This is a genomic window from Sporomusa intestinalis, from assembly GCF_055383785.1.
In genome coordinates, this window is record NZ_AP042390.1 from 2284380 (window position 1) to 2305356 (window position 20977).

Annotated in this window: 23 protein-coding genes and 1 pseudogene; 20 read left to right on the forward strand and 4 right to left on the reverse strand. The window is 54.6% G+C overall.

Annotation, left to right across the window (positions count from 1 at the left end; genetic code table 11):
- Window positions 1-11: 11 nt before the first annotated feature.
- The 18 genes and pseudogenes from ACZ481_RS10485 (at window position 12) to aroB (ending at window position 12832) form a co-directional block, all read left to right on the forward strand.
- Window positions 12-1064 (forward strand): type IV pilus twitching motility protein PilT, encoded by a 1053-nt coding sequence (locus ACZ481_RS10485; protein ID WP_464770093.1) that lies wholly within the window; start codon window positions 12-14, stop codon window positions 1062-1064.
- 15 nt (window positions 1065-1079) lie between these two features.
- Window positions 1080-2294 (forward strand): type II secretion system F family protein, encoded by a 1215-nt coding sequence (locus ACZ481_RS10490; protein WP_464770094.1) that lies wholly within the window; start codon window positions 1080-1082, stop codon window positions 2292-2294.
- Window positions 2295-2326: 32 nt separating this feature from the next.
- The gene (locus ACZ481_RS10495) at window positions 2327-2749 is read left to right on the forward strand and encodes a type II secretion system protein (RefSeq protein ID WP_464770095.1); all 423 of its coding nucleotides are present in this window, start codon (window positions 2327-2329) and stop codon (window positions 2747-2749) included.
- A gap of 140 nt (window positions 2750-2889) precedes the next feature.
- Window positions 2890-3156, forward strand: a pseudogene (locus ACZ481_RS10500) (prepilin peptidase); the annotation flags it as partial.
- A 6-nt stretch (window positions 3157-3162) separates the two neighbouring features.
- The gene (locus ACZ481_RS10505) at window positions 3163-3642 is read left to right on the forward strand and encodes a prepilin peptidase (protein ID WP_464770608.1); all 480 of its coding nucleotides are present in this window, start codon (window positions 3163-3165) and stop codon (window positions 3640-3642) included.
- A gap of 31 nt (window positions 3643-3673) precedes the next feature.
- Complete coding sequence (locus ACZ481_RS10510) at window positions 3674-4129, forward strand: prepilin-type N-terminal cleavage/methylation domain-containing protein (protein ID WP_464770096.1); 456 nt, start codon at window positions 3674-3676, stop codon at window positions 4127-4129.
- Window positions 4130-4229: 100 nt separating this feature from the next.
- A complete protein-coding gene (locus ACZ481_RS10515; protein ID WP_464770097.1) occupies window positions 4230-4574 on the forward strand; it encodes a hypothetical protein in 345 nt (114 codons plus the stop codon).
- Window positions 4575-4584: 10 nt separating this feature from the next.
- Window positions 4585-5139, forward strand: a complete 555-nt coding sequence (locus ACZ481_RS10520) for a PilW family protein (RefSeq protein ID WP_464770098.1) — start codon at window positions 4585-4587, stop codon at window positions 5137-5139.
- A 16-nt stretch (window positions 5140-5155) separates the two neighbouring features.
- On the forward strand, window positions 5156-5554 hold the full coding sequence (locus tag ACZ481_RS10525) for a PilX N-terminal domain-containing pilus assembly protein (protein WP_464770099.1): 399 nt from the start codon (window positions 5156-5158) through the stop codon (window positions 5552-5554).
- 14 nt (window positions 5555-5568) lie between these two features.
- Window positions 5569-5841: a late competence development ComFB family protein gene (locus ACZ481_RS10530; protein ID WP_464770100.1), complete on the forward strand. Its 273-nt coding sequence runs from the start codon at window positions 5569-5571 to the stop codon at window positions 5839-5841.
- On the forward strand, window positions 5828-6931 hold the full coding sequence (gene pilM, locus ACZ481_RS10535) for a type IV pilus assembly protein PilM (protein WP_464770101.1): 1104 nt from the start codon (window positions 5828-5830) through the stop codon (window positions 6929-6931). Before ACZ481_RS10530 ends, pilM begins: the two co-directional genes overlap by 14 nt.
- Complete coding sequence (locus ACZ481_RS10540) at window positions 6918-7472, forward strand: PilN domain-containing protein (RefSeq protein ID WP_464770102.1); 555 nt, start codon at window positions 6918-6920, stop codon at window positions 7470-7472. Before pilM ends, ACZ481_RS10540 begins: the two co-directional genes overlap by 14 nt.
- On the forward strand, window positions 7469-8065 hold the full coding sequence (locus ACZ481_RS10545; protein ID WP_464770103.1) for a type IV pilus inner membrane component PilO: 597 nt from the start codon (window positions 7469-7471) through the stop codon (window positions 8063-8065). The genes ACZ481_RS10540 and ACZ481_RS10545 overlap by 4 nt, the downstream gene beginning before the upstream one ends.
- Before the next feature lie 27 nt (window positions 8066-8092).
- Window positions 8093-9247 carry a chorismate synthase gene (aroC, locus tag ACZ481_RS10550; protein ID WP_464770104.1) on the forward strand — a complete coding sequence of 385 codons (1155 nt, stop codon included), beginning with the start codon at window positions 8093-8095 and terminating at the stop codon, window positions 9245-9247.
- 14 nt (window positions 9248-9261) lie between these two features.
- A complete protein-coding gene (locus ACZ481_RS10555) occupies window positions 9262-9795 on the forward strand; it encodes a hypothetical protein (RefSeq protein WP_464770105.1) in 534 nt (177 codons plus the stop codon).
- Window position 9796: 1 nt separating this feature from the next.
- Entirely contained in the window at window positions 9797-11197 is a 1401-nt protein-coding gene (locus ACZ481_RS10560; RefSeq protein WP_464770106.1) for a type II secretion system protein GspD, read from the forward strand.
- Between the two features lie 26 nt (window positions 11198-11223).
- Complete coding sequence (locus ACZ481_RS10565; RefSeq protein WP_464770107.1) at window positions 11224-11757, forward strand: shikimate kinase; 534 nt, start codon at window positions 11224-11226, stop codon at window positions 11755-11757.
- A complete protein-coding gene (gene aroB / locus ACZ481_RS10570; protein WP_464770108.1) occupies window positions 11738-12832 on the forward strand; it encodes a 3-dehydroquinate synthase in 1095 nt (364 codons plus the stop codon). Before ACZ481_RS10565 ends, aroB begins: the two co-directional genes overlap by 20 nt.
- 755 nt (window positions 12833-13587) lie before the next feature.
- Here aroB and ACZ481_RS10575 read toward each other — a convergent pair.
- From ACZ481_RS10575 to ACZ481_RS10585, 3 genes are read right to left on the reverse strand one after another with little or no spacing between them, the layout of a single operon-like run.
- Entirely contained in the window at window positions 13588-15135 is a 1548-nt protein-coding gene (locus ACZ481_RS10575) for a DUF7305 domain-containing protein (RefSeq protein ID WP_464770109.1), read from the reverse strand.
- 12 nt (window positions 15136-15147) lie between these two features.
- Entirely contained in the window at window positions 15148-15696 is a 549-nt protein-coding gene (locus ACZ481_RS10580) for a PulJ/GspJ family protein (protein ID WP_464770110.1), read from the reverse strand.
- Between the two features lie 25 nt (window positions 15697-15721).
- Window positions 15722-16177, reverse strand: a complete 456-nt coding sequence (locus tag ACZ481_RS10585; protein ID WP_464770111.1) for a type IV pilus modification PilV family protein — start codon at window positions 16175-16177, stop codon at window positions 15722-15724.
- 228 nt (window positions 16178-16405) lie between these two features.
- Here ACZ481_RS10585 and ACZ481_RS10590 point away from each other — a divergent pair, with 228 nt between their 5' ends.
- The gene (locus tag ACZ481_RS10590) at window positions 16406-17548 is read left to right on the forward strand and encodes an efflux RND transporter periplasmic adaptor subunit (RefSeq protein WP_464770112.1); all 1143 of its coding nucleotides are present in this window, start codon (window positions 16406-16408) and stop codon (window positions 17546-17548) included.
- Window positions 17549-20638 carry an efflux RND transporter permease subunit gene (locus tag ACZ481_RS10595; RefSeq protein ID WP_464770113.1) on the forward strand — a complete coding sequence of 1030 codons (3090 nt, stop codon included), beginning with the start codon at window positions 17549-17551 and terminating at the stop codon, window positions 20636-20638.
- Window positions 20639-20653: 15 nt separating this feature from the next.
- On the opposite strand, the gene ACZ481_RS10600 is transcribed toward ACZ481_RS10595, so the two are convergent.
- On the reverse strand, window positions 20654-20938 hold the full coding sequence (locus tag ACZ481_RS10600) for a CC/Se motif family (seleno)protein (RefSeq protein WP_464770114.1): 285 nt from the start codon (window positions 20936-20938) through the stop codon (window positions 20654-20656).
- Window positions 20939-20977: the final 39 nt, after the last annotated feature.

Here is a 20977-nt window from a genome sequence, read left to right on the forward strand (position 1 = left end):
GGGATAGCTTGATGATGGAAGCACTACTGAGGGCAGCGGTTGAGAAACGGGCCTCTGATGTACATATTACTGTCGGCGTGCCGCCGGTTTTGCGGCTTAACGGCAGCCTGGTCCGGACTGATGCGGCACCGCTATCGGTTCAGGATACGCGGGCCATGCTGGAGGCCATTACCACGCCGGAGCAGCAGGATAAGTTCTGGCAGACGGGTGAGCTGGATTTTTCCTTTGCCATCCCCGGCCTGAGCCGGTTCCGGGTAAACGCCTTTCGCCAGCGGGGTTCGGCCGCCATTGCCATCCGGGTGGTAAACGAGCGGATTGCAACCCTCGAAGAGCTGGGGCACCCGGAGGTATTAAAGAGCCTGGCCCGGATGCCGCGCGGCCTCGTACTTGTCACCGGGCCGACCGGCAGCGGCAAATCCACTACCCTGGCGGCGATGATTGACCTTGTCAACAACGAACGGGCCTGCCATGTGCTGACTCTGGAAGATCCGATCGAATACCTGCACAAACACAAAAAGTGTATTGTCAATCAGCGCGAGATCCATGCCGACAGCAAATCGTTCGCCAATGCCCTGCGCGCCGCCCTGCGGGAAGATCCTGATGTCATCCTGGTGGGGGAGATGCGTGATGTTGAGACCATTGGCATCGCGGTTACCGCTGCCGAGACCGGCCACCTGGTCTTTGCCACCCTGCATACCTGTGATGCCGCCCAGACGATTGACCGGATCATCGACGTCTTTCCGCCCCATCAGCAGCAGCAAATCCGGATTCAGCTGTCCCTGACCCTGCAGGGCATTGTTTCCCAGCAGCTGCTGCCCCGTCTGGACGGCAGCGGCCGGATTGTGGCCCATGAGGTGTTGATGGTGACCCCAGCTGTGCGCAATCTGATCCGGGAGGGCAAAACCCATCAAATTGCCTCTGTTATCCAGACCGGCGCCCGCTTTGGCATGCAGGCGATGGATTTTTCGCTGCGGGACCTGTTCCGGCAGGGGCTGATCAGTTATGAAGACGCCCTGGAGCGGTCCATGAACCCGGAAAACTTTATCCGTTTGGCCAATAGTTAAGGCAGGAGAGCATGAATGGCCACAACCTACCAATATAAAGCCAAGGACCGCAGCGGCCAGCTGCATACCGGCAGTATCCTGGCCGACAGCGAGATGGCGGTCGCCCTCCATTGCCGGGAAAAAGGCTATTTTGTTCTGGAGATTAAGGAACAGGGGCGGCCGGGCGGCACCCTGGGGGCTATTGCCGACAGCTTCCAGACGGTGAAGACCAAGGATCTGGCCGTAGTCTGCCGCCAGTTCGCCACCATGGTGGATGCCGGCTTGTCCCTGGTGTCCTGTCTGAGCGTCCTGATTGACCAGACCGCCAACGCCCGCATCAAAGCGGCCCTGCAGGATGTCTATAAAAAGGTCAAAGAAGGCGAGACCTTTTCCCGCGCCCTGGCCGAACACCCCCGGGTGTTCCCCACCATTATGGTGAATATGGTGGAAGCCGGCGAGGTGGGCGGGGTGCTTGACGATGTATTAAACAGATTGGCAACCCACTTTGAGAAAGAGCATAAACTGAATGAGAAGGTCAAGTCGGCTATGACCTATCCGGCGGTTGTCATTACCCTGGCCGTCATCTGTGTGGTCTTTATTCTTACCTTTGTCATGCCTACCTTTTTGAGCCTGTTTGCCGGCATGAAGGTGGAACTGCCCTGGCCGACAAGGCTGCTGTTGGCGGTAAGTGACTTTTTGAAGAATTACTGGTGGCTCGTATTATTGGAATTGAGCTGCCTGCTCATGGCCTTCAAAGTCGCCTGTACCAGGGAGAACACCCGCAAAAAGCTTGACCAGCTGCTGCTAAGACTGCCGATTGCCGGCCCGCTGGCCAGAAAGATTGCCATTGCCCGGTTCAGCCGCACCCTGAGTACCTTGGTGCGCGGCGGTGTGCCGATCATTTCGGCTCTGGATGTGGTTAAAAAGACGATTGGCAATTTGAGTATGACTGATGCGCTGGCCAAGGCGCAAGTCAACGTGCAGGAAGGCGTGGGCCTGGCCTCGACCCTGGGGGCAAGCAAGATCTTTACGCCGATGGTGATCCATATGGTGGCCATTGGCGAAGAAAGCGGCGCCCTGGACAAAATGCTGGAAAAGGTGGCTGACTTTTACGAGGGTGAGGTCGAGGACACGGTCAGCCGCCTGAGCAGTATTATGGAGCCGGTGATTGTCGGGGTATTGGGAGTGGTGATAGGGTTTATTGTTATTTCGGTTATGTTGCCGCTCTTTGATGTTGTGACTAAAATTTAAGGGCTAAATCTGGACGAAAGGAGGTGAATAGATTGACGGTATTAAAAAGAATTAAAAACCAAAAAGGCTTCACTTTAGTAGAGTTATTGGTAGTAATCTCCATAATTGGTATTCTTGTTGCTATTGCGATCCCTAGATTTACTAGTGCTACTGCCACTGCCAATACGGCAAAAGTTCAGGCTGATTTGCGAATAGTGGATGGTGCCATTCAAATGTATGCAGCCAATAATGGGGGCGAATTTCCAGATGCCGCTGACGATGTAACGGTAGTTGACGGGCTTGAACCTTATTTACCCACGACCCTTACCGTTCCCCGGGGAGCTGTTATGGTCAATGGAGTGGAGGGCGTCGCGCCTACCAGCTATGGTATTAATGATGATGGGCGTGCAATTGCAACAGGTGGCGGTTTTGGAGGAATGACAGCAGAAGAAATTAATGCACCTGCAGCAGAATGACCAGGGTAACACTTTGATAACGCTTTAAAAATTATATTGAGTTCTCTGTAGCTGGGGATGAGTTAAATCGTTCCCGGCTACCCATATTCTGAAATTGACAGGCCTTTTTTAGCCTGAATTTTGTTTGAATAGGCGATTATATGTTTATATACGAAATTATTTTTATTATTTGTATTGGTCTAATTATCGGCAGTTTTTTAAATGTGTGTATTTATCGTTTGCCAGTCAATCAATCGGTTGTTAGTCCTCCCTCGCACTGTTTTGCATGCGATACAAGACTGAAAATATATGATTTAATTCCGGTTTTCAGTTATATTTGGCTACGCGGCCGGTGCCGATATTGTGGTGTCGGTTTCTCAGCCAGGTATGTTGGAATGGAAGTTCTGTCAGCCAGCTTTTTTGCATGGTGCTATATGATATTTGGTTGGTCATTTTTTACTGTACAAGCACTTATTGGCATTTCTTTTCTCCTTATTATTGCTTTTATTGATTACGATCATCAGCTTATACTTGATAAAGTGCTTATTTGGTTTGCAGGCAGCGGTGTGCTCATAAATTTATTTCTGGATAATATTACTTTGGTGGACATGCTTATTGCCTGTCTTGCCGGCGGCGGTATCCTCTTCCTCATCGCCCTCCTCACCAAAGGCGGTATGGGCGGCGGCGATATTAAATTTATGGCTGCACTGGGCCTCTGGCTTGGCCTTAAGCTAACCTTGCTGACCCTGTTCCTATCTTTCGTTATTGGCGGCATCGGCAGCCTGCTGCTGTTGGCCTTTAATATAAAAGGCCGCAAGGATTTTATTCCTTTTGGCCCGTTTATCGCGGTGGCCGCGTTTATCAGCATGCTGTACGGCCAGGAGATCATTGACTGGTATCTTAGCCTGCTGTAGTACAGGCATATTGCCTGGTGCGGGGTGGAATATGCAACAGGGCTTTACTTTGGTGGAACTCCTGCTCACCATCGCCATTATCGGCATTATTGCCGGTGTGGCGGTACCGATGCTTGGCGATGCTGTGGCCACGCTGGAGCTGCATATTTTTGTCAACAACCTGGCAGCCGATATCCGTTATCTGCAGCAGCTGGGCGTGAATGCCAACGGTACGCAGGCTATCTATACGCTCTACTGGACTGGCGGCAGCAGCAAGCCGCAATATAATCTGCACAACCGGGAACAAGCCGTTAAAATCGTTGATTTTCCAGCCTCGGTCGCAGTGACCGGTGATCCGCAGCTAATCCGTTATGCCATCACCGGCTCGCCGTCGTCCGGGGCTCAGACTATTGAATTCCGCAGTAAACGGACCGGCGAATACCTGTATCTCGTCATTGCCCCGGTGACCGGGCGGGTACGGGTCTGTGACGCTGCCGGCCTGGAATGAAAAGTGCGGGCGGGAGGTAGGTTGCGATGGGCCGGAACCACCGGCAGGGGGAGCGGGGGTATCTGCTGCTGGAGGCCGTTGTGGCAATTTTATTGTGACGATGACGCTGGCGGTTGCCGGCCTGCTGCCGCAGGCGCTGCAGGTGATTACGGCGGCCGGCCGTTATACGGCGGCAACGGCGCTGGCGCAGGCCCAGATGGAGCTGCTTAAGAGCCGGGACGACCTGTTCTGGGCTGCTGTCGACTTTCCCTACCAGACTGGCCCGGCCGCGGTGCCCGGGACTGACTTCTGGCAGACGGCAAGGGCCGAAATCAGTCCCCTTGATCCGGAATACCCGCTCCGGCAGCGGATCATTAAGCTAACCGTTTCTGTAGGCCGCCCGGGGGGCGAGCAGGTTACCCTGATATCCTATACCTTACAGGGGATAGGGCAGTTTCTGCCCTAAGGGAGGGGAGATGAACCGTTATTGGCGTGGCCGGCAGGGCCTGACCCTGGTGGAGCTTGTGGCCGGCCTGACAATTTTTTTAATCCTGCTGGCGGCTCTGGGGCCGCTGTTGTCAACCGCCTGCCAGGTCTGGCGGACAGGCCGTTCCCAGGCCGAGCTCCAGCAAACCGCCCGATTGGCGATGGAGCGGCTCAGCCACAGTATCCGGTATGCCCAAACCGTTGCTGCCGCCGATCATGGCGGCAGCCTGATACTCAGGGACGGTGACGGCAGCAGTCTGATCTTCAGTGTCAGTCCGGATACGCAAGCGCTGTGTATGAGCATGGGCGGCGGTGCGCCCCAGCCGCTGGCCGGCGACGGCCTCAGTAAACGGGCGGGCCGGGTGGTGGTGACCGCTAACCCCGGCCGGCAGCCGCGGTTTACTGTACAGACTGTTGTCCTGCAGGCTGCAACCGGACAGGCCCTGCATACGGTAAAACGGGTGGAGATTATGCTTACTGTACAGGACAGGGAGACCGGGCTTGCCTATACCCTGCAGTCGGCTGTGGTGGCGCAAAACTCCTAAGAAGAGGTGTTCCGCTGTGTATGTACGAACACGGGCCGCCGGTCAGTCCGGGGCGAGTGCCCTGCTGGCGTTAGCGGCGCTCCTGCTGCTGAGCCTGCTCGGCTGGGGTTTGGCGACACTTAGTCTGATCGAGCTGGCCATGGCCGCAAGCTACCGTGACGGCACGGCGGCTTTATATCTGGCGGAGGCAGGAGCCAAACGGGCTCTTGTCGAACTACACTACAATCCCGGCTGGCAGCCCCGCAATCCCTATTATGAGGGCCGGGGCAGCTATTCACTGACAATTACGGACGGTACGCCCCTGACGATTGAGGCAGTCGGCACTGTTCACAAGTCGGTGCGCAAGATTGTTTTAGAGGTTACCCGAAATGACGCGGGCGCGGGCTTTACTATTAACTCCTGGCATTATCATTAAGTAGGAGGCAGAATATGCAAATAAGGAATTTTATGGAGGATTTAGTCTGGCAGCGGCTGGAAGAGGTGCTGAAACGCCATCCGAAGGCCTGCAGGTGTGAAAAATGCCGCTATGATATTGTTGCCCTGGCCCTGAATTTTCTGCCGCCGCGCTATGTGGTCACAGATCAGGGCGAGACCTACACCCGGATCAAGGGGCTTGAGCAGCAGTTCAATGTTGACATTATTACCGCCCTCTCGCATGCCATTCAAATTGTCTGCCAGCAGCCCCATCATGATGAAGGCTAATATTGCGCACGTTACAGACCGGGTCAGGCAGTGGCTTACCTATAGTCCAGCCAGTACCATCGGCATTGATATCGGCTCAGGCCTGCTGAAGCTTGCTGAAATCACCTGGCGCAACAATCAGCCGCTTCTGACGGCCGCCGGCCTGGCTGCGCTGCCGCCAGACCTGGTCCGGGACGGGATTATTCTCGACCGCCAGGTAATGGCCGAAACGTTCCGGCAGCTAATCGGAACAGCCGGTGTCACCGGCCGGCATGTTGTCATCTCGGTGAGCGGCCATGCGGTATTTATCCGTGAGCTTACCTTTCCGGCGATGACGGAGGCGGAGTTGCGTCAGGCCATTAGATGGGACCTGGATAAATATATCCCGGCTGATGCCGAGCATTACTATTTTGATTTTGCCGTTGTCGGGGCCGGCAAGCTGCCGCATGAGGTCCGGGTTTTGCTTGTGGCCGCCCCGCAGTCGATGATCGACGCTGTTACCGCGATTTGCAAAGAGGCGGGACTAAAGCCTGTGGCCATTGATATTGAGCCGCTTGCTACTGCCCGGACCTTTACTGCAGCCGCCAACTGTCTGGTCGCCGATATTGGTCAGAAACTATGCCAGCTTACGATCTTCCAGGCCAACTGCCCGGTGGTGTCCCGGCTGATTCCGCTGGGCGGGGACCGCTACACCGATGTTGTCAGGAACGCGCTGGCCCTGGATTACCATGAGGCCGAGCTGCTTAAACAACGCCAGCGGGGCCTGCTGCATGCGGCGGGCGCTAACGAGCCGGCGCCCGCCTCGGTGCACCGGCAGCTGTTGCTGCTGGTGGAGGAACTGAGCCGGGAGATACGCCGGACAGCCGACTATTATCAGGCCCAGAACCGGGAGACCGTCATTGACCGGATTCTTTTGACCGGCGGCGGGGCCCGCATGGATAATCTGGCCGGCAATCTGGCCGCCCAGCTGGGCGGGATTGAGGTAATCCTGCATAACCCACTGAACGAAATTGGCGCTGCCAAATCGTTTGATGCCGACTGGCTGCAGGCGACCGCTCCGCAGCTGACGGTGGCGGTTGGTCTGGCTTTGCGCGGGGGTGAAGGGGATTAACACCAGTATTAAAATTAACCTGCTGCCGCCGGACGAGCGTCAGGAGCGCTGGCCGGTAAACCGGCTGTTCGCTGTGGCTGCCCTGCTGGCGCTTCTGTGTTTTGGCGCCTTGGCCGGTTATAATGCCTATACCATAGCGAAGCTGGAGAGCAGTCTTGCCGCCGTGCGGCAGCAGCTGGAATTGCTGCGGCCGACCCAGGAGAAAATGGTGGCGACAAATGCGCAGCAGCAGGGGATTAATGCCAAAACGGCCCTGCTTACGAAACTGACCACTGAGCGCAAGCCCTGGTATGCGCTTGCCGCCAGGCTGGCTGTCATTATGCCGCCCCAGATCTGGCTGGATGAACTGGGGACCGCTGATAAAAATACGTTCCGGCTGAAGGGCAATGCCCTGACCTATCCTGATCTGGCCAATTTTCTGCAACTGCTGGAACAGGATGACCTGTTTACCGACCCGGTCATGATCAGGGCTGAACGTGATAATCTGTCGGCGGTTACCCGGTTCGAAATGATTGTAAAAAGCAAGGGGTTGCAGCAATGAATATCGCCTGGGCGAAACTATCAACAAAGCATAAAACCATGGTCTTTGCCGGAGGCCTGCTGCTGGCCTGCTGGCTGTACTATGCCTGGATCATCAAGGGGCAAAACGAACAGCTGGCAGCGCTGACAGCCCGGCTGCAGGCTGAGCAGCAAAAATTAGCTGTTATTCAGGGCTTTGCCTATAACCACCCTGATCCGGCCGCCTTTGTGGCAGAACTGAACAAAAAATCGCTGCAGGCTGAGGCCATGCTGCCTGATCAACCCGAACTCGGGGGGCTGCTGGCCCAGGTTGAGCAGGCCGCCAAGGCCTGCGGGCTGCAGCTGGCTGAGATCAAACCGGCGGCTGCGGTCGCGAAAGCCGGTTATCGGGAGATACCGGTGGAAATTGGCATTAAGGGTACCTTTGCCCAAACCGCCGCTTTCTTAAAAAAACTCGAGGACCTTCCCCGCTTTAATTCCCTGGCCCAGGTGAACATGACCGCCCGGCAGGGGGTATTAGAGAGCAAGCTTGTGCTTACTGTGTACAGCTACGGGGTGCCGGCCGGCACCGCCGGTGGCAAGCAGGTTCCTGCCGGACAACCGGACAGAAAATAGCTGATATCGCGGAAATGAGGGTGTTATATGCTAAGATTCATTACTGCCGGCGAGTCCCATGGCCCGGCACTGACTACTGTTATCGAAGGGTTGCCGGCAGGTGTTCCTTTAGATATTGAACTGATTAACCGTGATCTGGCCCGCCGGCAAAAGGGGTTTGGCCGCGGCGGCCGGATGCTGATTGAGCAGGATAAAGCCGAGATTACCGCCGGGGTGCGCTTCGGCCAGACCCTGGGCAGCCCGGTGACGCTGGTTATTCATAACCGGGACTGGGAAAACTGGCAGGACCGGATGGCGCCTGCCGGCCCACCCTGCGGTCCGGCGGTGACAGCCCCCCGGCCGGGGCATGCCGACCTGACCGGGGTCCTGAAGTATGACCGGCACGATGCCCGTGACATCCTGGAGCGGGCCAGCGCCCGCGAGACGGCGGCCCGGGTGGCGGCCGGGGCCGTGATGAAACAGGTGCTGACTGCCGCCGGTATCCGTATCCTTGCCCATGTCACCAATATCGGCGGCGTCCAGGCCGAGGCTGTAAGCCCGGAGTTTGCGGCGCTTGAGGCCGGTGTGCTGGCCTCGGAGCTGAGTTGCTTTGACACTAGGGCCGAAGCGGCCATGAAAGCCGCTATTCTGACGGCCAGGGAACAGGGCGATTCCCTGGGCGGCATCTTTGAGGTGCTGGCAGTTGGCGTGATGCCTGGTCTGGGCAGCCATGTCCAGTGGGACCGGCGGCTTGATACCAAGCTGGCGGCCGCCCTGATGTCGATTCAGGCCATTAAAGGGGTAGAGGTCGGGGCCGGCTTTGCTTATGCCGGCCTGCCTGGCAGCAAAGCCCATGACGAGATCTATTACGAGCCGGCGCGCGGCTATTACCGCCAGACCAATCATGCCGGCGGCCTGGAAGGCGGTATGAGCAATGGCGAACCTATCGTCCTGCGGGCGGTGATGAAACCGATTCCCACCCTGATGAAACCGCTGGCTTCGGTGGATATTGCGTCCAAGGCGCCGCTCCGGGCCAATACGGAACGCAGCGATGTCTGTGCCGTGACGGCGGCGGCCGTGGTGGGCGAGGCAATGGCCGCAATTGTGTTAACCGAGGTGCTGCTGGAGAAATTCGGCAATGATAATCTTCCCGACCTGTTAGCTGCGATCAGCCATTACCGTCAGCGCCTGAGCGGGCGCTAGAAGGGGACATTATTATGCCTGGGGCTGCTTTTATTGAGAAACTGAATAAATGGTACGAGCGGCAGCGCTATCTGGTAATGGCCGGCACCGGGATTATCCTGGCGGCCGCCATCGCCTTGCTCGGCTTGCCGGACAAGCCGCCGGCGACCAGGGTAACTCCCGGGGCGGTTACCCCCCAAGCGGCCGTTGTGCAGCCGTCAATGCCCGGCGGTTATACCGCCCCGCAGACAATGCGTGATCCCTTTGCCCCGCCGCCGGGATTCGGCCAACCGGACAAGCCGGCGGCTATCCTTCGCCCCGGCAGCAATCCGTCCGGACCGGACCCGGCCCCCCCTGCCGGCGCTAAGCCTGCTCCGGCCGCGCTGCCGCGGCTGGTGGGGGTTGTGGCCGGCGGTGACAGGCAGATGGCAATTATTCATTATGATAATACCAGCAGGTCTTATTATCCCGGACAGGAAATCGGCCCTTATCAATTGCTCCAAGTTGACGCAAATTCAGTAATAGTCCAAGGACCTGGCGGACAGCAGGTCTTAGCACTGGGAAGGTGATATGATGCGTTTGATAGCAATCCGCATACTGGCAGCCCTGCTGCTGACCCTGACGGTCGCCGCCACCGCGCTGGCGGCCAGGCCTGTTGTTAATATGAACGTTGTTGAGGGTGAAGTGCGGGAGGTGCTGACTGCCCTGGCCGGTATCGGCCAGATGAATATGGTGATTGACGATTCCGTAAGCGGCACAATAACCATTCAGCTCCGGGATATTCCCTATGACAATGCCCTCAACCTGGTCTGCCGGACCAAAGGGCTTACCTATCATGAGGTTGACAATGTCCTGGTGGTGGGAGTGGCCGATCAGATCGGCCGGGGCTTTGGGGCCGTACATATCTTTAAGCTGAAATACATTAATCCTGATTCGGTCAAAGATACCATCCTGTCCATTCTGTTCGGCGAGAAAAAAGGCGAGCGGCGGACAGAGGCCAGTGCCGGCAGCACCAGCACCAGTGCCAGCAGGAGCAGAAGCAGTACAGGGACGACCGGCAGCAGCAGCACTGCCGCCACCGGCGCCAAAGCCAGTGAACAGTCAACCACGCTGGACCGGCTGACAATTGACTATGCCACCAATTCCCTGGTGCTGTACGGGACAGCAGCCGAAGCGGCCAAGATCCAGGCCCTGCTGGCTGAGCTTGATATCCCTTACCAGCAGGTATCGCTGGAAGCGGAGGTTGTGGCCGTCAACAAGGATAAAAGCAAGGACCTGGGGATTGAGTGGTCCTGGGAGGCAACACCCCAGTATGCTGATTATGAGGCGCCCAAAACGGAGGTTGTCTATGATGCCGACGGCAATCCTGTGGGCACCCATATTACCGAGGCCGGCGAGGTTACGCGGCAGAACAATAGCGGTGTCATTCAGTTCGGGCGGAATCCGGAAGGTTATCCCTATGAGTTCTATTACCAGGCGAAAATTAATGCCCTGGTCAGCAATGGCAATGCCAAGGTGCTGGCCAAGCCCAAGGTCACAACTATTAACGGCAAACCAGCCCAGATCCTGATTGGGGACCGGATTCCGGTGCTTGTGGAAAAAATCGAGAACGGCGAAAGCAAAACCACCACAGAATATGTTGACGCCGGCATTAAACTGGTATATACTCCTCGTATCAACACTGACGGCCTGATTACCGTTGAGGTGCGCACCGAGGTGAGCAGCCCGACTCTGGTAGCCGAGATGAGGGCTTACAAGATCACGACCCGCGAAGCGGAGACCACAGTGCGTCTCAAAGACGGCGAGACGATGGTGATTGGCGGGTTAATCGGGGAAACCAACAGTGAAGTAAGGAAAGCGGTGCCGTTTTTAAGCGATCTGCCGCTCCTGGGGGCGCTGTTTAAAAACAGCAGTAAATCCAAGACTGAAACCGAGGTCATCATCTTCCTGACACCACGTATTGTTAACTAGCAGGTCCTGCTCATTCCGGAGGCATAATGAAAAATATAGTTCTGATAGGGTTTATGGGAACAGGCAAGACAAGCACCGGCCGCTTGCTGGCGGGCCGCCTGAACCGGACTTTTATTGATGTGGATAAAAAAATTGAAATCCAGACAGGCCTGGCCATCAGCGAGATTTTCCAGCTCTATGGTGAGAATCACTTCCGGCAGCTGGAACGGGATGTGATTTTCCGGGTATCCCGCTATCATAATACGGTCATTGCCACCGGCGGCGGCGTTGTCCTTAAACAGGAAAATATGATCAGGCTCAAAAGCACCGGCATTATTATTGCCCTGACCGCCTCGCTGGAGACGATCCTGGAACGGACCTCCCGGCGCGGCGTCCGGCCCTTATTGGACTGTGAGGACCGGGCCGAGCGGGTGGCCCGGCTGTTTCATGACCGGGCCAGTCTCTACATGAAGGCTGATTATACGATTGATACAACCTGCCTGCCGCCCCATCATGTGGCGGAAAAGATTATCGGGCTGCTGCGCGAAGGGAGGCATCTGCGTGGGCGAAGTAAGGGTTAGCCTGGCTGACCACAGTTACAGTATTCATATTCAGGCTGCCGGTCTGCGTCAGCTCGGGCAGTTTATGCAGGCATTGCCCTGCAGTAAAAAAACACTTCTCATTACAGATGAAAACGTTGCTCCCCTTTATGCCGCTGCGGTCACCGACAGCCTGAGGGCCGCCGGGTTCGCGCCCCAGGTCCTGGTGGTTGCACCCGGTGAGGGCTCGAAGTCGCTGGCAACTGCCGATAAGGTGTTTACCACCGCCATCAGCAGCGGCCTGGACCGCAAATCGCCGATTGTCGCCCTGGGCGGCGGGGTAATCGGCGACCTGGCCGGCTTTGCTGCCGCTACCTATCTGCGGGGCGTGCCGTTTGTGCAGGTGCCGACCACCCTGCTGGCCCAGGTGGATTCCAGCGTTGGCGGGAAAACGGCAGTCAACCACCCGCTGGGGAAAAATCTGATCGGCGCTTTTTATCAGCCCCGGCTGGTGCTGATTGACCCGCTTGTACTGAATACCCTGCCGGACCGGGAGTTAAAAGCCGGCCTGGCCGAGGTCATTAAATACGGCATTATTGCCGATGCCGGTTTCTTTGCTTATCTGGCCCGCAATGCCGACGCGCTTCTGGCCCGGGACCCGGCGGCGCTGACTGCGGTGATCAGCCGCTGCTGTCAGCTTAAGGCCGCTGTTGTCGCCCGGGATGAACGGGAAACCTCGGTGCGCATGCTCCTGAATTTTGGCCATACGATCGGTCATGCAGTCGAAGGGGTAGGCGGCTATGCCGAGTACAACCACGGTGAGGCTGTGGCTATCGGCATGGCTGGCGCCGCTATGCTGAGCAGCAGGCTGGGTCTGTGCCCGCCGGCAGCGAGCACAGCCGTACAGCAACTGCTGGCAGCCATGGGCCTGCCCCTGACCGCTCCCGGCTATGGGGTCGAGGAAATGCTGGGGTATCTGGCCCGGGATAAAAAGGTTGTGGACAGCAAGGTCAACTGGGTGCTGATGCAGGAGCTTGGCCAGGTAGTGATTACGGAGGAGGTTGCGGCAGAACAGGTTAGGGCTGTGTTGGAGCAACTGACAGCCCCCGCGAGATAAAAAATGACTTTTAAAATTCGCATAAATAGGTTATAATAAGCATAGAAACATAATAACCATCCTTGCTACCAACAAGGATGGTCGGTGAATAGGGAGGCTACTTGGTAACTGCATGGATGATTTGATAGATCAGCCATAAAGCACCGCTTGAAACGGTCAGTTGGAACCATTTCGTTTTCAAGTGCATAGAATTCACCTCCTTATTCAGTTTTAGGACGGGGGCGTAATCCCGTCCTTTTTCATTATAACAAAAAAACGTCCTTGGGAGGGCGCTTTTCTTTTAAATGCAAGTTTACTAAACCGAATGTATTCGGGGTCAGGCCTTACTATTTACACTAATAATAGAATAGGATATATAGTATGGCCGCAAAAGAGAAAGGCAGGACGTAGTCCGGATGACAAGATGCCATCATGGAATAACCATGTGTAAATCTGACAGATTGGAAAACCCTGTTGGACCAGCCATCTTGCATATCAGACTGGAAACAGCAGTAGCCCGGATACGGATGTAGAAGTGTAAGGCCTGACCCTACACTCCCCAGTTTTAGGACGGGGCGTAATCCCGTCCTTTTCCATATTTATCGGCTTTAGCCGCTACGAATATAAAAACATCTTTAAGGGTGGTAATGAGTCGTAAGTATTAAAGATTGAACAAAGTAAAAGCCAGCCTTTTTAGGCGTTGGCCGGTACTGTCACTTATCGGATAGGGGCGAGCAAACCAGCCGTTAGGCGGGGGATGTCGATTAATGCTATAACTATTCTTTATTATTCCACGATTTTATCGTTAATGATGAACTGCTGGAACCGGAAAGTGAACTTAGTGCTTCTGCTCTTCTGACTGGGTTAAAGATGGGTGATCCATCTATTTCTACTTTCCCGTTAGTGTATATTCCTGCAATAGTCACAGGTGAATAAGCAATATACGTAGGCCACCATATGGCACCGGAGCTTCCTGTAACATAGGATTTGTGGCTGGCATCATCGGCAATAAATAGTGTGCTGGGAGCCTGGACTTGGTTGTCTAACTTTATATAGTTTTTGGCTACAACTAAACCGGCTTTTCCTCCTATTGCCGCCTGATTTGTAAAATAAACATTTCCATTTGTTGAGTAGATGAACGTGCAGGCATCTTTCAGATAGTTAGATGAATACATCGTTTGATTTGCATCATTATTAACAGTAGTATTTACTGTACTATTTTTATTGATGCTTGCTGCATTATCAAATACAAGCGATGAACTGCTGTCACTCTGAATAAAAATGGTATCACCAAAGATACTTGCATTATTTGTAAGTTTTACGGTACCTTGTACATAGATTTTGATTTTGCTCTTATGATTAGCCGATAGTGGTTTAATTAAACTGTTATTTGCCAGTTCAAAATTTCCTTTGACATAAATCGTGATATCATCACCTTCCAATACGGCCGAGGTATCTAACTTTAAATCTCCATTAATTACTATAACTACGGACTGACCTGTTGGTACTGTTAGTTTAGAAGTACCATTCAGCAAATAGGCGTTGTTATAGTAGTATGAAGAACTGGTCAGGTTATAAGTACTATTATAAAATTGATTACCGCTTGTTGTTGGTAATACAGTACTAGTACTAGTGCTGGGAAACGAGGGCATGGCAGGTAATCTGACTTCTAGTGTACCCACTTCTGCTTCAGAAGATAATTTAGTATACCAGCCGGTCGGTGCATTAGGGTAGTAATAATCTGAGAAATCATGACTGACATATAGTTTTCCCGTATGATTGGGCCTATCCACATGAATGTTGCTAGAAGTGGCATTGGTGCCAATATCAGAAATCACCGGATGTGGTGTGGAATTTCCATAAATCCAAAAACCATTTTGAGAAAAAATGTCATATTTTCCCAAAACACTTCCTCTTGCAACCCCATCCCCGATTCCACTTGGACCATCTTGGGCAGTGGCTTCTATTGAAACAATGCGAGAGACTGCATTATTAACCGTTCCAGTAGATGTGATTGTAATGGTATTGTCATTCTGAACTACTGTAACCGTATACGTACCCGCGGTAGGCGTACCGGCATTTTTAGTGGGTGAAGTATAGCCAGTTGTTGCATACTTTATATTGGCAGTTAACTGGGCAATCGCCCACTGGGCCCCGGCTTCAGCCAGATACTGGGCGGCAATATCATCGCGGGTGCGGGCGGCGGTGGTGACATTGCTGGCGCTTAAGGCGGCATAGGCACCGCCGAGAATGCCGAGGACCAGCATCGCCAGTATGGCCAGCATGCCGGCCGAGCCCCGGGAATTATGGATTAGCTTCATCATTGCTTTCACCACCTATTTTACGAATTGGCTAATGGGGATGACCGTGGTTCTTTGATCAATGTGCTGGCCGTACACCGTATCGGTGACACGGATGGAGATATTCATATGGTTTTCATCACCCGCAAAAATTGCGGTGTCCGGATCGTCTATCCTGCCAAGCCGGATATCCCCTGGCTCGACAAAGGTATGGCCGGGAACCAGGGTTGGGGTTCCACCGGTGAACGGTACCTGGTAAAAATGAAAATTGTCTTTATCAATGTAATATAAAAATGTTCCTGGTTCATCCCGTTTTATCGACTCATAAAACAATGCTTCATTGTCCAGTGCTTGGTTATATTCCACAATATCGTAGTTCTTTCCGTAGCGCAGGTTGGTCGAGATGTTTAGCAGCACGAGATCGGCTGTCTGCTGGATGTCATACCGGCGCTGACCGTACATATAGTTTTTGACTAGGGAAGAAAACAGTCCGCTCAGCGCGGCCCCCAGTATGGCAGTTATGGTTATCCAGATGAGAATCTCAATCAGCGTGACACCGGCTTGCTTATTATCCTTGGTTACCATGGCTGCTTCCTTTCGTTCCTGTTGATCATTGGGCAGCGGGAGGGGTAGCTTTAGGAAAGATCGTGGTGAAAGGGACTGTATAAGCTGTATTTTGCCGGCTATGCCAGCTTATGGCAACCGTTACTTCCACCAAATCAGCGGCATTTTCCTCTGTGCACTGCACTGCCGTTGTCCTTACGGTAAAAGCAGGGTTTGAGGCTGTTGCCGCTGCCTCCAGGCTGCTGTCAAACCACTCGGTGCTGTCATAGGGATAAGGGGTTTCCGTAGTTAAGACCGGGGTCGCGCTTTGCTGGCGGAGTTTTAGATATTCAAACTGCTGTTGGGCCAGATTGGCGGCTGTTGTGTATTCGGTAGAGGCGCCTGCCGACCTGCCGGCCTGCAGAAACAACCCGCCAATGGCGATTAGTGCGACAGAGATGATAACAATGGCTACAAGCACTTCAATTAGCATGAATCCCCGCTGAGAATGCAGTTGCTGCATCAGGCACACTCCTAACCTGTTCTGATGGGCCGATAATTAGCCGTTTATATTTACTAATTATACCATACATACTTCTTATATAATATATTGTTAAGCCGCCGCCGGCGCGACAGGCGGTATTTTTTTGTTAACTTTTACGACCAAAACATAAGGAAAATTTAAAATATTTCACGGCAGGAGTGCCTAGCCAGCTGTCGAATAGGAATTGGGTATAAATTTTATGGAGGAATGAGCAGATTGGCAGGCAAGCAGAAACAAACACTGATTATTGCAGCCGTTGTTGCCCTGGCCCTGGCCGGGATTATTGGCTACCGGATTTACAGTAATATGCATGCCAGCCAGGAGCGGGCCGCCCGGGTGTCACAGGGACAGGCCGTGGCTGTCGAGGTTGCAGCCGTAACCAGAGCGGATATTACACCGGTATTAACCTTCACCTCCAGTCTGGAACCGGTATGGACTGCAGAGATTGCCAGCAAGGTCGACGGACGTGTGGACAAGCTCACCGTCGATGAAGGCGATGCTGTTACTGCCGGCATGACGATTGCTGTGCTTGATATGAGCGAGCTTGCGGCTCAGGTTATCCAGGCCGAAGGCAGTTTGCTGCAGGCCCAGGCCAATCTGGAGCAGGCAGAGCTTGATTTTCAGCGGATGGAAATGTTAGCCGCCCAGGGGGCTGTTTCCTCGCAAACACTGGATTCGGCCAGGACGAAGCGGGATCTGGCCGCAGGCCAGGTCCGGGCGGCGGAAGGGGCTGTGGCCTTATATAGCAGCAAACTGACAGGGGCTACCGTCACTGTGCCCCGCGATGGTGTAGTCGTAAAGCGGTTCCTGCAGCCCGGTTTTTACACCAAAGCCGGGTCGGCCATTATCTCTGTGGCTGATATTACTACCCTGCTGGCCAAGGCCACTGTCGGCGAAGCCGAGATTGCTCAGCTCAGACCGGGGACTCCTGTCAAGGTCAGGGTTGATGCGCTGGGCAGCCAGGAGTTTAACGGCACGATTACCCGGATATCGCCGGTGGCGGCAATGCCTTCGCGGACGTTTACGGCGGAAGTGGCAGTGCCCAACCGGCAGAATGACCTGAAGGCCGGTATGTTCGCCCGGGTTGAGGTGCCTGGCCAGGTCCGGTCGCAGGCGGTTGTTGTGCCGGAGACGGCGTTGGTGATGAAAGAGGATAGAAAGACCGTTTTTGTCGTTACCGCGGAAAACAAGGTGGAGCAGCGGCTGCTGCGCCTGGGTTATATTGGCGGCGGCTGGGCCGAGGTGCTTGACGGCGTGAAGGAAGGCGAAAAGATTGTTGTCGCCGGCCAGAACAAAATCCGGGATGGTTCCACAATTAAAATGGGAGCGCCCGGGGAGGCGGGCAGGTAAATGATTGATATTTTTATCAGACGGCCAGTGTTTACGACCATGCTGGTCATGCTGCTGGTGGTATTTGGTCTTACCTCCTATCCGGGGCTGGGGGTTGATCTGTATCCGGATGTTGAGTTTCCGCTGGTTATGGTCAGCGTGAACTATACGGGCGCCTCACCGGAGGAGATGGAAAGCCTGATTACCAAACCGGTGGAAGACGCTGTCAGTTCGGTAGCCGGTATTAAGACCCTGTCATCGGTCTCGCGGGAGGGGGTTTCCCAGACTACGATTGAGTTTGAACTGGGAACTGACCCGAAGCTGGCGGCCAATGATGTGCGGGAAAAAGTCGCCGGCGTCCGGCGGCGGCTGCCGGAACAGATTGATGAACCGGTTGTACAGCGCTATGATATTACCGCCCAGTCTATTCTTACCTTCAGCCTGGCCTCGGACATCAGGCAGCGGGGGGAAATCAGAAAGATTGCCGAAGACATTGTTAAAGATCGGCTGCAGCAGCTGGCCGGGGTAGCCGAGGTCAGTGTCTACGGGGCTGCCCTGCGGGAGATCCAGGTCCTGGCCGACCCGCATAAGCTGGAGGCTTATGGCCTGTCTTTAGACCAACTGCTGGCGGCGGTAAACAACAACAATGCGAATACTCCCGGCGGCCGGGTCACGGACAAAGGCTTTGAACTGACGGTAAGAACCATTGGCAAATACCAAAGTGTCGATGATATCAGGAAAATCATTGTCCTTAATCAGCAGGGCCGCCTGGTGCGGCTCCAGGATGTGGCCGATGTACAGGATACCTGGGCGGAAGAACGGACCTACGCCGCCACCAACGGGGTCCCCAGCGTCATTGTGTCCATCCAAAAGCAGTCCGGCACAAATACGGTGGGGGTTGCGGAAACGGTTAAGCAGGCTATGCAGCAGCTGGAGGAGAATGTGCTGCCGCCTGACATTAAGGTTACAAAAGTACGGGATAATGCCACCTATATCCGGGACAGTGTTGACGACGTCATGGTGTCTATGGTATTCGGCGGCCTGCTGGCAGTGGCCATTACCTTCCTGTTCCTGCGCAATACGCGGGCTACCATGATTGGGGCTATTGCCATCCCGACTTCGATTATAGCGACCTTCTTTCTGATGAAGGTGATGAATTTTACCCTGAATAACATGTCGCTCATGGGCCTCAGCCTGGCCGTGGGCATCCTGATTGACGATGCTATTGTTATTGTCGAGAATATTTACCGCCACATGGAGGCAGGAAAAAGTCCCCTGGTTGCGGCCCGGGAGGGGACGCAGGAGATCTCGCTGGCTGTTCTGGCAACAACTTTCTCTATTCTTGCCGTGTTTGTGCCTGTTGGCAATATGGGCGAAATCATCGGCCAGTTTTTTAAGCAATTTGGTTTGACGGTCGCCTTTGCCGTTGCCTTTTCCCTGTTTGTCGCCTTTACCCTGACGCCGATGCTGTCGGCTTACTGGCTGAAGACCGATGAGGGGCAAGGCCGGCGGCTGCGCTTGGTGGCGTTGATCCTGGACAAATGGGAGCAGGGGTTTGACGCGTTCCGGGAAACGTACCGGCAGCTTCTGTATTGGTCCCTGCAGCGCCCCAAAAAGCTGGTGGCCCTGGCTTTGCTGTCCCTGTTGCTGAACGCGCTGCTGTTGCCCCTGTTAGGCTCGGAATTTCAGCCAACCTATGATTCGGGCGAATTTAATATTAATATGACGGCACCGGCCGGCACGTCCCTTGAACGCAGCAAGGAACTGGTGGCCCAGGTTGAGAAAGAGGTTATGGCGATTCCGGAGCTGGAATCGGCCTACCTGGTTGTCGGTACGAACCGGCAAATTTACCGGTCGATGGTTGGGGTACGCCTGGTCGACGCCAGTGAGCGCTCCCGGTCGATGATGGAGATTATGGATTCGCTGCGGGTGAAGTTTCGCGATGTCCAGGGTTTGAAGGTATCGGTGCCGCCCGGGCAAAGCCAGGGCCGCGGCGATTCCCGGCCGATTCAACTGGCCCTGCGGGGGCCGGAGCTTGATCTGCTGAATCAGTATGCCGCTGCGCTGGCGGAAAAAATCAAACAGATTCCCGGGACTACGGATGTTGATATCTCCAGCGAGCAGTCTGAACCGGAGGTGCAGGTTACCTTTGACCCGAACCGTCTGGGCGATGCCGGGCTGGACGCGACTGCCGCCGGCCAGGCCGTACAAACCGCCTTTTTGGGCGCAACGGCCAAGAATCAATATAATGTGGCCGACAGTGATTATGACATCCGGGTTCAGCTACAGCAGGAAAACCGGCTCAGCCTGGAGGATGTGGCCAACCTCCGGCTTAGCAGCGCAAACGGCTTTGTCCGCCTGGGCGATATTGCCGAGGTAAAATTATCATCAGGCCCGACGCAGATTGACCGGGAAGACCGCCAGCGCCAGGTTATCGTTTATGCCAATGCCGTCGGCACCTCGCCCGGGGAAATCATTGCCAAGGTCAAGGAACTGATTCCTGAGCTCAATCTCCCGCTGGGGTACAGCCATAAACTGGTAGGCCAGGCCCAGACGATGGCAGACTCCTTTAATGAGATCGGCAAAGCGCTGATACTGGCGGTTGTCCTGATTTATATGGTGCTGGCCGCTGAATTTGAGAGCTTTATTCACCCGCTAACCATTATGCTGTCCCTGCCTTTCTCCCTGGTCGGGGCTGTCCTCGGGCTGCTGATAACAGGCAATACGATTAACATCATGTCCCTGATCGGGATCATTATGCTTATGGGTCTAGTAACTAAAAATGCTATTTTGCTGGTTGATTACGCCAATCAGCAGCGGGCGGCGGGAGTACCGGTTGTTGAGGCTCTGGTGGAAGCCGGTTCGGTACGGCTGCGGCCGATATTAATGACGACGATGGCTATGATCTTCGGCATGCTGCCGATTGCGCTGGGGATTGGTGCCGGGGCTGAAATCCGTTCCTCAATGGGGGTTGCGCTGATCGGCGGCTTAATTACCTCAACCTTTCTGACCCTGATTATCATCCCCCTGGTGTATTTGCTGATTGACAGGATACAAAACTATTTTAAGGACCGGCAGCCGGATAAGGCCGCAAAAACCCCTGGCGTTTAACGCCAGGGGTTTTCTTTAGGCCAGCTGCCAGCCTTCAATCACCAGTTTTTTAAAAGTAAAAAAGCGGCTGAGGGTTATGGTCAGAGGAATAGTGGGCAGGTCACGGGGGACATAGACCGTAACACCCCGGATTTCCTCCCGGGTGTAGCTGTCCGGATCGTGCGGCAGGCCCAGACGGACAGACGGGCTTTCCCTCAGGTCAATACAGCAGCTAATGACAGGAAAAAGCTCTAGATATACCGGTTTGCCCCGGGCTTTGATATACTCCAGGGCCTGGTCGCTTATTGTCAGCATTGCCATGAAACAACCTCCTCGCCAAATTCTGTTTCCCAATGATTC